The sequence below is a fragment of the Borreliella japonica genome (genome assembly GCF_900099615.1).
In the GTDB taxonomy this organism is placed as follows: domain Bacteria; phylum Spirochaetota; class Spirochaetia; order Borreliales; family Borreliaceae; genus Borreliella; species Borreliella japonica.
Map to the genome: position 1 here is coordinate 418,100 of NZ_FMTE01000002.1, position 12,342 is coordinate 430,441.

A 12,342-nucleotide genomic window follows, 5' to 3' on the forward strand; every position below is an offset into this window, starting at 1 on the left:
AAAAAAATAATTAAATAAATTAAAATACCTAACTTAATAACAAAATTACATCTAATTGATTAAATTTATAAGAAATACCACAAATTATAAAGCACTTAGCATTATATTGAAAAATCAAAATATAACTTTTACAAAGCCAACAATTACATTCCAAAAGGAAGAGTACCCATGGTTTTTAATTTTATCTCTTCTTTAACCTTAGAAACAGCATCATTTAAAGCAGATTTAACCATTTGCTCAAAAGCATCATTGTCTAAATCATTAAAAAATTCCTTATTGATTGAAACTTTTTTAACATTAAATTCGCCATCCATCTCAATAACAACAATATTGCTACCTGCCTTACCACAAACCGTAATTTTGGACATTTCCTTTTTAATATTGTCAATATTACTCTTAACATTAGACATATTTTTTAAAAAATCTAACGGATTTACTGCCATATTTTCATCCCTCTAGAACCTCACTTGCTCCAAAAATATTTTTCACAGCTTCTAATTTTTCAAAATCCTTTTCAAGGCTTTTGAAATTTTTCTGAAACACAATGCTTAAATTAGGAAATTCTTTATAAAATTCAGACCTTATCTCACCTTTATAACTTTGAAGCTCATTGTACTCGAATTCACTAAACACCTTATAATAAAGAACATTATCATCGATAATAACTTCTCCTGAATGAACTAAAGTTTGAATATATCTTGAAACAATATAAATAAATTTATCTCTTATATCAATAAAATCATTTTCTTTGCTTGAATCATCATCCTCAATAAAAATCTCATCAATATCATCAATATCATTGGTCTTTAAAAGATTTCTATTAATTTCTGTTAACAAATTCTCATCACAATCAGTTTCCTTTTTTTCTAAAGATTTAATTTCGGGTAATTCATACTCTAAGTTAGACCTTACTGAAATAAAAGCTAAATCATCCTTACTGCTCTTTTTATTCGTTAAAACATCAAAATTGTTTAAATCTAAAACCGTATTTTCTAACAAATTGTCTTCAAGATTTTGAATTTGTTTTATTAAAACATGATTTGGAATATAGTTTTTAAGTCTTAAAATTTTAATAAAATTAATCTCAAGCTCATATCTTGGATTAACTGAAAATTGCAAATCTCTGTAAGTTTCAAGCAAAACAACAATAATTCTTTCAAGATAGTTCAAATCAAACTCAATTAGTTTCTTTCTCAAATCTTCAGATTTAATTCCAATAAACTCAAAATTTTTAATACCTATCTTTAAAAATAATGCCTCTCTAAAAAATTCGATTGAATCTAACAAAAATTGCTCATAAGACACTCCAGCCAAAAAAATAGAATCAAGAACACAAATTAACCCCTTCACATCTTCACTAAGAATGCTAACTGATAGCTTTTCTAAAAATTCATCATTGGTTAAACCCATCTTAGATCTTATTTGATCTAATTTAATGTCAGAATTAGTAAAAGAAACTATCTGATCAAAAAGAGTATAAGCATCTCTTACGCTACCACTACTTTTATATGCAATCCATTTTAAAGCCTCATTTTCATATTTAATATGATCTTCAAAACAAACCTTCTTAAGCATATTATAAATCTTTTCTAACGATAAAAGTTTAAAACTAAAATGCTGACATCTGCTTTTTATTGTCTCTGGAAGCTTGTGTGACTCTGTAGTGGCAAAAATAAAAACAATATAATTTGGAGGCTCTTCAATTGTCTTTAAAAGAGCATTAAAAGCAGAATTAGAAAGCATATGAACTTCATCAATAATATATATTCTATACTTGGAAATTGCAGGAGGAAACATTATCTCTTCTTTGATTTGTCTAATATCCTGAACCGAAGTATTTGAAGCGCCATCAATTTCAATAACATCAAGACTGCTGTCATTCTCAATAGATTTACAATTGCTACACTTTCCACAAGGCATAACTGTTGGACCATTCTTACAATTTAAGCATCTAGCAAAAGCCCTGGCTGATGAAGTCTTACCAACACCTCTTGGTCCTGAAAAGATATAAGCATTTGCTATTTTATTTTTTTCTATAGAATGCTTTAGAGTTTCAACAACAAAATCTTGCCCTTCAAGAGAGCTGAAATCCCTGGGTCGTTTCTTAAGAGCAGTGCCTCTTGAAGACGCCATTAACTTTTACCTCCTAATGTTTTAATATGCCTTAATAGGCAAAATGTTATAAATATATACTATACAATATATTTATATCTTAGAACTATTACCTTAGAAAAGGTATCAAAAAATTTTAAAAACATAAAAAATATCTAACAAAAAAAGCTTTTCAATAAAATATAACAAGGCTGCAAGTTCTAAAAAGATAAACTCATATCTTAACATAAAACAAAGTATTGCATTTTTGACTAAAAATCAAACCTAAGACTTACGTACTCACCAAAAAAATTACTTACCGCTGCTACCTTCCAGTCCTGACGGGATTTAGCAACATTTGATAGTACGGGTCCTAGGAATCGGAGAGAATGGGATTCGAACCCATGATACATTTTACCGTATACACGCTTTCCAAGCGTGCGCCTTAAGCCACTCGGCCATCTCTCCAGATTAACAAACTTTTCGTGTCCAAGAGGACTTGAACCTCCGACCTTAAGAATCGCAATCTAACGCTCTATCCAACTGAGCTATGGACACAAACAATTAATTTTTATTGTAATAAAAATTACTATTTATTACAATAAAAACATTCAACAGAAAATGGAGAAGTTGTGAAGACTGAAATAAACATTTTCCTTTTAATATTATCTACTTTATCATGCTCTAAATCGGTCTTGAATGAAGTTAATTATGAATTCATAATTAAAACTAAAAATATTAAAGAAAAAGAAATATTAAAAAATAATAATATTTTACACATAGACGCAAAAATTCCTTTTATGGAAAATGCAAACTTTGAATTTGAAAATTTTATAAAAAAATGGAAAAAAAATGTAGAAAATAAAATATCAAAAACTGGAAATTCAAGAAATGAATATTTTTATTTTTCTAACTTTACAATATTTAAAAATGAAAATATTGATATTACATCTATTTTGTATAAAGAATCTTTCAAAGAAAAAGAATCAAACACCCTCTTAAAATATTCCTCTTTAAACTTAAAAGGCAACAAAAAAATAGAAATTTCAGAAATAATATCAAAAGATCAGCTGGATTCTCTAATAAACGTATTAAAAGAACAGGTAAAAAGTAAAATTAAAGATCTTAACATCAAAGATAAACACAATCTAAGCGAATTAGAAAAAGAATTCACAACAATCTTTCCAAGATATAAATATTACTTTAAAAATAATCAAATTATAATTTTTTATAATCCATTATTAACTGATTGCAATGAATGCGATAAAATCGAGTTTCAATTTCCCATACATGAAAACACAGAAAATGAGTATGAGCTCAATAAAACCCCACACTCTTAACGCTTAAAATAAAACACAATAATTACGGAGAGGGTGAGATTCGAACTCACGGTAGACTTACACCTACAACGGTTTTCAAGACCGTAGCATTAAACCACTCTGCCACCTCTCCAGAGTTAAAACAAATTTTAATAAATAAAGCACACACTGTCAAGATTTAAATAATTACGGAGAGAATGGGATTCGAACCCATGGTCCCCTTTTAAAAGGACAACTTCTTAGCAGGAAGCCCCATTCGGCCACTCTGGCATCTCTCCTACAATATTAATACATATTATCTTAGAGATATTATTATTGTCAACTAAATAAATTACAAATATTAGTAATTCGTTCTAAACTCTTTGTAAGCATCTATTAAATTTTGAAAATCTCCAATAGAGATGTCAGTTTCAGAACAAATAAATTCCTCTTGCAAGATCTCTTGAACCATTTTCTCCTCATTATTGCTAAATTTTAATTCAATGCACTCATCCTTAATTCTCCAAATATATGTATTTACTCTTATATTATGATCAAAAATAAAAACAGGATCTCTCAAATTTAAAGAATTGTCAATAAAAAATAAATACTCCAAATACCAATTTGCTCTTAAAGATATTGCAAATTCTTCAAGCAAATTTTCAATCAACATATCCTCGCTAGACTCAAGTAATTTTAAAAATTTTGAATAAGGCCCTGGATTAAGCTCACAAAGTTTTTTCATATAAAAATAGGCATCTTCAAGATCACGATTTCTAAGAAAAAATAAAGTTGCATACAAATATATCAAATCTAGATTAGAATAATCATTAACCATTCTTTCAATAGACTTTTTAGGAGAAAATTTTAAAAGCTCAATTGTTGCAATATGCATATTATAAACTGTATAAATATTTGAAAAATTCAAAATGGCTTTAACATAAGATGCTGTGGCTTGAGTCATGTTCCCTATTTTATGAAAAATGGTTGCCCTATTATGCCAAATATACTTAGAATAATGGGAATCTGTTAAAAATTTTTCAGAAAGTCTAATTGCCCTGCTTATTTCCCCAATAGAATAGAAATAATACATTAAATAATTAACAACAAAAGCAAGATTGACATCAGAAAAAATTTCATCTATTTTCAAAAAGCTTGGTGTCTCATGAGATTCGCTATTTTTTAAAACCCAAATGTTAAGATTAACAAAAGAATTGCTTTGATCCAAATTTCTAGCTTCAAAAAACAATTTTAAAGCCTCGTCCTTGTTGCCCAACATTTCAAATAAAACAGCACTATTATTTAAAGCTTGTATAAAACCAGATTTTTGCTCCTTAGCCTTTAAAAAACAACTTAATGCAAGTTCATATTCTCTTAAATTGAAATAAAAAACACCTAAATTATAATTCTCAAAAGGGCCTAAATCATCTCTATTCTTTTCAACTTTACCATAATCTATAAGCTTAACTAAAAAATTGTATTCGCTCAAAACAACAGAATAAGTATTTAACACATATAAAAGAGCCTTATAATCCTTTTTCTTAAAATAAATAAGCGCTTTAAGTGAAAGAGAATCAAAATTCTCATCAAAAACATCTAAATTGTCAAGAGAACTTTTAAAGTCACCATTTTTATAAAAATTCAAAGCTTTCTCAAAACTAAAGTTATTCATATTTTTTAAAAATCTCCATAGGCCTTACAGAAATTTCCTTCGAGAAAGAAGTCTTATTAACACTTTTATCTAAATTATAAGCAGCAATACTAATATAATAAAGTCTTCCATCTTCAAGTCCTGTAATCTTAAAAGAAGTTTGACTTCCAACATCAATAGGAGAAGCTAAAACACTGCCGGTTTTTCCATGATAATTACCAGAGGCAACGCCAATATAAATATAATACCCTTCAACACTACTATTAACAACAGGAATCCATTCAATAAAAACTTCCCTGGAGCCTGGAATAACTTTTGTTATTACGGGAGGAAATGGGGCTGCTTCAGGAACATAGGTAATCGACATACTATAAAGAGAAGGACTGCTTACAGAATCTCCACTGGGATAAAATTCAACTTTTATTTGAATATATTTTGCTATCTTTGAATCTGGAAAATCTTTTTTAGGATCAAAATGAATCCACGCCCCAGTTAAATTTTTCTTAATATTCCCATAGCTATCTGTATTATAAAATACTTTATTATCTAATCTGTAATAATAAACAATCTCTGTATCCTTGGGAACATTAGAATCAACATCAAAAGACAATACTTGAGAATAATATTTAGAAAGCTTGATAGGCTCTGTAATAATGTATCCCATATTCTTTGAAAAAAAAGCATTACTAATCTCTTCAAAGCTTTTATGTATTTCCAAATTCTCAACCGCACCAGTAAAATAGGTTCCTAAGGTAAAATCAATAAAATTTCCAATACTTAATAAATATCCTGATCCTTCCTTTTTATTATCCGTTATATATTCTATTGCTTGAGGTTTAGAATCTATCAAATATTCAAGTATGCCGTCCCTTTGTCTATATCTTAAAGTATGCAAATGCCATTTCTTTGGAATAAAATCATCATTGCTTTTCATTCTAATTTTAATAGGATCTTTATTATCTTTTAAAAATACATTGTTTAAAACCCAAACAAAATTTCCCTCATCGCTTTCCAATCTAATCGACTGATCTACCCACAAATTATTAATATTTTTATAACCATCCCAACTAAAAATAATTTCTCCTGTAACAGAAGTTGTTCGATATACCCAAAACTTAATAGTAAAATCAGAAACAGTATTGCCTGAAAAAAAGAAAGCTTTCTTTGTTAATGGCTTAAACTTGACAGGATTTTGATTTGAATAAAAAATTAAAGAGCCGTTGGAAACATTACGAAATTCATTTGAAACTCTCAAGCTTTTTGCACTAACTAAATAATTTGAAGATGTGTCTTTTAATTTATTATCTCTTCCTATTTCTAAGCGTAAATCAATATTTTTCAAATCCAAAACAGCTTTATATCTATCCAAATAAATACCAAGCAAACCTCTCATATCTCTTTCAAAAGTAATATTGCTAGAATCTTGAATAAATTTAAAATTTTTTTTTGAATCAAGTATTAACTTCAATTCTTGAGATAAAAGAATAAAAAAGCATAAAAAAAATAGCAAGAACATTAAAATTAATCTCATTTTTGACCTTTTATTTGTTATTATTCACATTTTTAAATATCTCATAACATAAAACAAATCATCTTATGATACAATGATTATATCATAAGATGATTTCTAAAATCTAAAAACTATCTGACATTATGAAAGACAACCTAATAAATTTATTTGAAAAAGCAATAAAACTACCAACTACAAGTGGCTGCTATAAAATGCTAAATGAAAATAAAAAAATACTCTATATTGGAAAAGCAAAAAATCTAAGATCAAGAATAAAAAGTTATTTTTTAGAAAAAAAAAGCCACAAAATAAAAATATTAATGGAAAATGTAAAATCAATAGAAGTTATCACAACAAACAGTGAATACGAAGCATTGCTTCTAGAATGCAATCTAATCAAAACTCATAAGCCTGATTACAATGTAAAATTAAAAGACGGGAAAGGTTATCCCATGGTAAGGATAACTCGTGAAAAATATCCAAGAATTTTCAAAACCAGGAAAATAATTAACGACCAAAGTGAATATTTCGGACCATTTACCAATGTAAAAAAATTGGACCAAGTATTAGATTTTATTAACAAAACATTTAAACTTAGAAAGTGCAAAAAAAAATCTAAAACTCCTTGTCTATATTGCCATATGGGACAATGCCTTGGAGCATGCTACAAGGAAAATCTCGAAAAAGAATATCAAAAAGAACTAGATAAAGCAAAATCTATACTAAAAGGAAATACATCCGAAATATTAAACCAAATTGACATTAAATTAAAACTTGCCATACAAAAAGAAGATTTTGAAACTGCTATTAAATTAAAAGAAATTAAAAATTCTTTAACAGAGATTAATCAAATCCAAATCGTTACAAAAACCAACAATTTAAACACAGATTATGTGCATGTTCATCCAGGAGAAAATGTAAATACAATAATAGTATTAAAATATAGAAATGGGAAATTAGTTGAAAGAGATGCAAACTTTGATGAGAGCATATGCAAAAAAAATGAGCTGATTTTACAATTTTTGACTCAATATTACACAGCTATTAATATGATAGTGCCCGACAAAATCAATATTTTTCTTAAAGATGTAGACACTAAAAATGTTGAAAAACTAATAAATGACGTTAAAAATACAAAAACAAAAATTATTTACAAAGAAACAGAAGAAATTTTAAAAATAATGGAAATGGCTATATCTAATGCTGAATTATCATTAAAAGAATATGAAAATAAAAACAATAAAGCACTGGAGAGTTTAAAAATTTTTCTAGAAATGGATAAACTTCCCAAAATAATTGAAGGATTTGACATTGCTCATCTTAAAGGGCAAGAAACAGTAGCTTCCATGGTTACTTTTAAAATGGGAATGCCCTTTAAAGAAAACTACAAGCTTTACAAGTTAAACTCACTATTAAAAGGAGAAATTGATGACTTTAAGGCAATAAAAGAAGTAATCTTAAGAAGATATTCAGAAATAATCAATAAAAACTTAGAGCTTCCAAATTTAATCTTAATTGACGGAGGAAAAGGACAATTAAATGCTGCTTTTTCTAGCTTAAAAGACTTAAAAATAGAAAACAAGGTTAAAATCTGTTCATTGGCAAAAAAACACGAAACAATATTCTTAACAACAAAAAACAAAGGGATAAATCTACCTCAAGGACATCTTGCTCTTAGGATACTGCAAAACGTAAGAGATGAAGCGCACAGAAAAGCTAACAGATTTAACAGAAAAAGAAGAGAAAAAATAACACTATTGTACACAAAAATAAATGGAGTTGGAGAAAAAACAGCTCAAAAAATATTAAAAACAATAGGAACCTATAAGGATATATTGCCTTTAAGTGAAAATGAAATTTCAGAAAAAATAAAAGTAAATATTAAACTTGCAAAAAGAATAAAAGAATTTGCAATAAAAGAAAACTCAATAAAAAATTATAATCACAATAAATTTTAAATTCAATTAAAATTTTATATAACCAGTAAATTACCAATAAAATTACAAAATTTCAAACTAGATTATTATTTATTAATGCTTTTTAAAATTAAAATACTATTTGAAATTCCAGGCGATAAAACTAAAAAAAGATTATTAATAAGCTTGTTTCTAACTTGCATATTTAAAACATCTCCCAAAAGCTCTATTTTGTATCTTCCAGAAAAACTCTTAACTACTCTAAAAAAATGAACAATCTCGGTGTAGTCAAAATTATCCAGCTCGCCAATAACTTCATTTATTAAATTATCAAATATCCTTTTACGCTCTTTCTTTTCTAAATTTTTAATCTTTGAAGGTCTTCCTTCAATTTTATTTAATTTATCCAAAAATTTTTCTATCCCATTTTGAAAGTTTATATTTTTAATAATAACTTCAAATTCAAAACCTTTAGAAATATTTTTTTTACCTATTATTTCATATCTTAGATTATTAAAAAATAAAGGATAAAAAATAAAATCATCTTTTGCCTGAGACTTTAACCCACAAATTTTTGCTCTCAGGTCATCATCACTTGGAATATTTAAATAATCAAAAAATATTTCGGGATTGCTTTGCAAGTTTTTAATAGAATCAAAAAACCCTATTAAAACAATTTCCGCCAATCTAGATTCAGATCTACAAGATAAAAAACAAAACAGTAAAATCCAACTTAATTTTTGCTTCATATACTAAAAATTAAATTTTGACTCTGCAAAAGTATGCTTAAAAAAATTATTATTAAGCTTTAAGATTGAAAATATTAATAAATATGACAAATTTTGATGAATACTTTTAGAATAAATTCTCAAATATAAATCAAAATTATATAAAATTTTCAAAACAATTTTTATTTCTGCAATTGAATAATTTTTAACCCCTACTCTATAAATTTTATTTAATGAAAAAAAGATTTTATTTTTATTCAATGCACTCTGTAAGCTTCCATATGTATTATAATCTATTTGCACCTTCAATAATCTTTTAAATTGCCAAATAAGACTCATTAAAACATTAAGCAAATCTTCCCCCTGATCCAAAATAGATTTAATCTTTATCAAAGAATGTGCCATATCTTTTCTTAAAATTGAATTAAATAAAGAGAAAGTGTTTTCAAAACGAACAAAACTAATCCAAGAAGTTATATCTTCCTCATCGATAGTGTTGTTCTTGGCAAAAAGCGCAAAAGAATTTATGTAAAATTTCAAAATTTTAGTATCTGAATTTAGCATCAAAAGCATTAAATTTACTGCAGAATCTGTAATCTTAACATTAAGATTAAAAAAATTTCTTTTTACAAATGTAAATTTATCATCATCGGAAATCTCATAAAAAACTTTTTTTATAAATTTAAGTTTGTTCTTAAAATCAATGTTACATGAATTGCTATTAGAAACAAAAATAACAGTTTTATTATTAGACTTCAAAATTGCATTACATACTAGTTCTAAATCTTTCCCTGCTTTTAAAAGTTCAGACTCATAAACAATGAAAATTTCTTTTTCTGAAAAAAAAGAATTGGAAAATAGTTTCTCAACAAATTCAACAACTGAGAGTTCTGACAAAAAAATTTTAGTAACCGAAACTTCCGATTTAAAAGCATCTAACTTAATTAACAGCTCTTTTAAATAAGCTTCTTTTAAACCTTGTTCACTGCCCAACAATAAATAAACCACTTGCATCAAAATAAATTATAATCCAAGTGACAAATATATTATACTTAAGCTAGGAGGAGAATATGAAAGTTGCAATATTTACAGATACCTATATCCCAGAAAAAAATGGGGTAGCAACGTCAATAAAGCAAATTAAAGAAGGATTTGAAAAAAATGGCTATGAAGTTTACATATTTTGTCCAAAATCCAAAAAATCTGCAAACGAAAAAAACGTTTATAGATGTTCATCTATTCAAATAAATAAAAAACTTGACGCCGTAATAGCTTTTCCCAATAAAAGAAAAATAGCTAAAATAATACAAAGCTATAAACCAGACATCATTCATACTCACTCTGAGTTTTCTATGGGAAAAATTGGAAAACAAATTGCATTAAAACAAAATATACCAATAGTTCACACAAGCCACACAATGTGGGATTATTATTTACACTACTTAGGAATTTTTAAATATTTTATTAAACCTGATAAAATGATACGAAAACACTATAATAAAATAAAATATTTTATTTATCCATCAAGTAAAGCAAAAGAAAGATATTTTCAACTTTCAAATAATTCTAACTATAAAATAATTCCAAATGGAGTTGATAGAAAGCTTTTCATAAAAACTCTAAGTAAAGAAAAAAAAGATGAAATTTTGAAAAAGCACAATATAAAGCAAACAGACAAAATAATCATATTTGTTGGAAGAATAAATAAAGAAAAAAACATCAATTCATTAGTGATACATTTAAAAGACCTTTTAATACAAAACAGAAATTATAAGCTTATCATTATTGGCAAAGGAAGCGAAGAAAAGGAAATAAAAAATTTTAGCATTAAACATGGACTTGAAAAACAAATATTGCTAATAGGAACAATTCCATGGGAAGAAATATGTTATTACTATAAAATCTCTGATATCTTTGCCAGTCTATCAAGAAGCGAGGTATATCCAATGACAGTAATAGAAGCATTGACTGTTGGGATACCTGCCATTTTAATAAATGATTATATATATAAAGACGTAATAAAAGAAGGAATAAACGGATTCTTAATAAAAAAATGTGAAAACTTATCTCATTACATAGATAAAGTAATAAAAGATGATAAAATACTAAAAACATTTAAACAAAATGCAAAAAAATATTCTACTAAATTTTCAAGTCATTTTTTTACAAAAAAAATTGAAAATTATTACTCAGAAATTATTGCAAAAAAAAAATCATTAATATAGCTTATCAAAAGGTATGAAGCAAATTGGAAACTTAATCTTCATATCAAATAAAACATTCTTAATGGACTCACCAATAAAATATTGAAAATCCCAAAAAACATCCGTATTGATAAAAAATCTAACCTGCACGACTATATAATAAGGAGTGTATTCTTTAACAATAAGAGTAGGAGAACAAATCTCAACATTAAATTTCTTATTATTGAAAATCATCAAATCTTCTATTTTATCTTTTAATAAACCAATATTCGTATCATGGGGAACTTGAAAAGAAAACACAACCCTTCTTCTAGGATTTGCCGAAAAATTAACAACAAAATTGGATGTAAGCTTACTGTTTGGAATCTTAATAATTTCTTCGTCAAATGTTTTAAGTGTAGTAAAAAAAATTTGGACATTCTCAACCAAACCTTCAACATCACCACATTTAATGTGATCTCCACACTTAAAAAATTTAGAATTTAAAACAATAAATCCGCTAACAAAATTAGACAAAATACCCTGAGCAGCAAGCCCAATAGCAAGCCCTAATGATCCGAATACAGCAATAATAGATGTTGTAGGCACCCCAAGATATGGCAATATTATTAAAACAATAACAAAATCTGTTAATATTTTGAAAAAAGATTTCAAAAAATTAAAAACTGTAACCTCTAACTTATCCTCTAATCTAGACTTTTCCAAAGTCTTAAACAAAATTTTACCCATTTTTTTAACTATCAACTTTAAAAAATACCACAACACTATAGCAATCGAAACTTTTAAACTGTAACCCACCACACTCTCAAAAATATGATTAAAATAATCTTGAAATATAAAAAACTCCTTAAACAAACTAAACTTTCCCTCTAGACTTCACATAAATTAACTGAATTATAGCACAAAAAACAAACAAACCTTTCAATAAAAAAACTCTAGTAAAA

General features: G+C 26.6%; 10 protein-coding genes, 4 tRNA genes and 1 other RNA gene. 3 read left to right on the forward strand and 12 right to left on the reverse strand.

Translation table 11 applies throughout. From position 1 onward, the window contains the following. Positions 1-143 precede the first annotated feature (143 nt). The 5 genes from BLO14_RS01950 to BLO14_RS01970 form a co-directional block, all read right to left on the reverse strand. The gene (locus tag BLO14_RS01950) at positions 144-443 is read right to left on the reverse strand and encodes a YbaB/EbfC family nucleoid-associated protein (protein ID WP_091972184.1); all 300 of its coding nucleotides are present in this window, start codon (positions 441-443) and stop codon (positions 144-146) included. A gap of 4 nt (positions 444-447) precedes the next feature. After that, positions 448-2,133 carry a DNA polymerase III subunit gamma/tau gene (gene dnaX, locus BLO14_RS01955; protein ID WP_091972186.1) on the reverse strand — a complete coding sequence of 562 codons (1,686 nt, stop codon included), beginning with the start codon at positions 2,131-2,133 and terminating at the stop codon, positions 448-450. A gap of 239 nt (positions 2,134-2,372) precedes the next feature. Further along, positions 2,373-2,469: signal recognition particle sRNA small type (gene ffs, locus BLO14_RS01960), an RNA gene on the reverse strand. Between the two features lie 3 nt (positions 2,470-2,472). Beyond that, positions 2,473-2,559 (reverse strand) — tRNA-Ser (locus BLO14_RS01965). 16 nt (positions 2,560-2,575) lie between these two features. Continuing rightward, positions 2,576-2,649, reverse strand: a tRNA-Arg gene (locus BLO14_RS01970). A gap of 74 nt (positions 2,650-2,723) precedes the next feature. On the opposite strand from BLO14_RS01970, the gene BLO14_RS01975 reads away from it, so the two are divergent. Continuing rightward, entirely contained in the window at positions 2,724-3,431 is a 708-nt protein-coding gene (locus BLO14_RS01975) for a hypothetical protein (RefSeq protein ID WP_091972188.1), read from the forward strand. 25 nt (positions 3,432-3,456) lie between these two features. Here BLO14_RS01975 and BLO14_RS01980 read toward each other — a convergent pair. The 4 genes from BLO14_RS01980 to BLO14_RS01995 all read right to left on the reverse strand — a co-directional run bounded on the left by BLO14_RS01980 (position 3,457) and on the right by BLO14_RS01995 (position 6,571). After that, positions 3,457-3,543: transfer RNA gene (locus tag BLO14_RS01980), tRNA-Ser, on the reverse strand. A gap of 56 nt (positions 3,544-3,599) precedes the next feature. After that, positions 3,600-3,688 (reverse strand) — tRNA-Ser (locus tag BLO14_RS01985). A 62-nt stretch (positions 3,689-3,750) separates the two neighbouring features. Beyond that, entirely contained in the window at positions 3,751-5,061 is a 1,311-nt protein-coding gene (locus BLO14_RS01990) for a tetratricopeptide repeat protein (protein WP_091972190.1), read from the reverse strand. After that, positions 5,054-6,571, reverse strand: coding sequence for a fibronectin type III domain-containing protein (locus BLO14_RS01995; protein WP_091972192.1), 1,518 nt, complete (start codon positions 6,569-6,571; stop codon positions 5,054-5,056). The genes BLO14_RS01990 and BLO14_RS01995 overlap by 8 nt, the downstream gene beginning before the upstream one ends. A 122-nt stretch (positions 6,572-6,693) precedes the next feature. Here BLO14_RS01995 and uvrC point away from each other — a divergent pair, with 122 nt between their 5' ends. After that, positions 6,694-8,508 (forward strand): excinuclease ABC subunit UvrC, encoded by a 1,815-nt coding sequence (gene uvrC, locus BLO14_RS02000; protein WP_091972194.1) that lies wholly within the window; start codon positions 6,694-6,696, stop codon positions 8,506-8,508. A 65-nt stretch (positions 8,509-8,573) separates the two neighbouring features. Here uvrC and BLO14_RS02005 read toward each other — a convergent pair whose 3' ends face one another. Together BLO14_RS02005 and holA are read right to left on the reverse strand one after the other, a co-directional pair. Continuing rightward, positions 8,574-9,215 carry a hypothetical protein gene (locus BLO14_RS02005; protein WP_091972196.1) on the reverse strand — a complete coding sequence of 214 codons (642 nt, stop codon included), beginning with the start codon at positions 9,213-9,215 and terminating at the stop codon, positions 8,574-8,576. Positions 9,216-9,218: 3 nt separating this feature from the next. Next, positions 9,219-10,208 (reverse strand): DNA polymerase III subunit delta, encoded by a 990-nt coding sequence (gene holA / locus BLO14_RS02010; RefSeq protein WP_091972199.1) that lies wholly within the window; start codon positions 10,206-10,208, stop codon positions 9,219-9,221. 56 nt (positions 10,209-10,264) lie between these two features. Here holA and BLO14_RS02015 point away from each other — a divergent pair, with 56 nt between their 5' ends. Continuing rightward, positions 10,265-11,419, forward strand: coding sequence for a glycosyltransferase family 4 protein (locus BLO14_RS02015; protein WP_091972201.1), 1,155 nt, complete (start codon positions 10,265-10,267; stop codon positions 11,417-11,419). Here BLO14_RS02015 and BLO14_RS02020 read toward each other — a convergent pair. After that, positions 11,411-12,253 (reverse strand): mechanosensitive ion channel family protein, encoded by an 843-nt coding sequence (locus tag BLO14_RS02020; RefSeq protein WP_091972203.1) that lies wholly within the window; start codon positions 12,251-12,253, stop codon positions 11,411-11,413. The two genes, BLO14_RS02015 and BLO14_RS02020, sit on opposite strands and share 9 nt — an antisense overlap. Positions 12,254-12,342 lie beyond the last annotated feature (89 nt).

Bases quoted from the DNA above. Each gene is read 5' to 3' on its own strand.
- BLO14_RS01950 (WP_091972184.1), bottom strand. From the start codon at position 443: ATGGCAGTAAATCCGTTAGATTTTTTAAAAAATATGTCTAATGTTAAG.
- dnaX (WP_091972186.1), bottom strand. From the start codon at position 2,133: ATGGCGTCTTCAAGAGGCACTGCTCTTAAGAAACGACCCAGGGATTTC.
- BLO14_RS01990 (WP_091972190.1), bottom strand. From the start codon at position 5,061: ATGAATAACTTTAGTTTTGAGAAAGCTTTGAATTTTTATAAAAATGGT.
- BLO14_RS01995 (WP_091972192.1), bottom strand. From the start codon at position 6,571: ATGAGATTAATTTTAATGTTCTTGCTATTTTTTTTATGCTTTTTTATT.
- uvrC (WP_091972194.1), top strand. From the start codon at position 6,694: ATGAAAGACAACCTAATAAATTTATTTGAAAAAGCAATAAAACTACCA.
- BLO14_RS02005 (WP_091972196.1), bottom strand. From the start codon at position 9,215: ATGAAGCAAAAATTAAGTTGGATTTTACTGTTTTGTTTTTTATCTTGT.
- holA (WP_091972199.1), bottom strand. From the start codon at position 10,208: ATGCAAGTGGTTTATTTATTGTTGGGCAGTGAACAAGGTTTAAAAGAA.
- BLO14_RS02015 (WP_091972201.1), top strand. From the start codon at position 10,265: ATGAAAGTTGCAATATTTACAGATACCTATATCCCAGAAAAAAATGGG.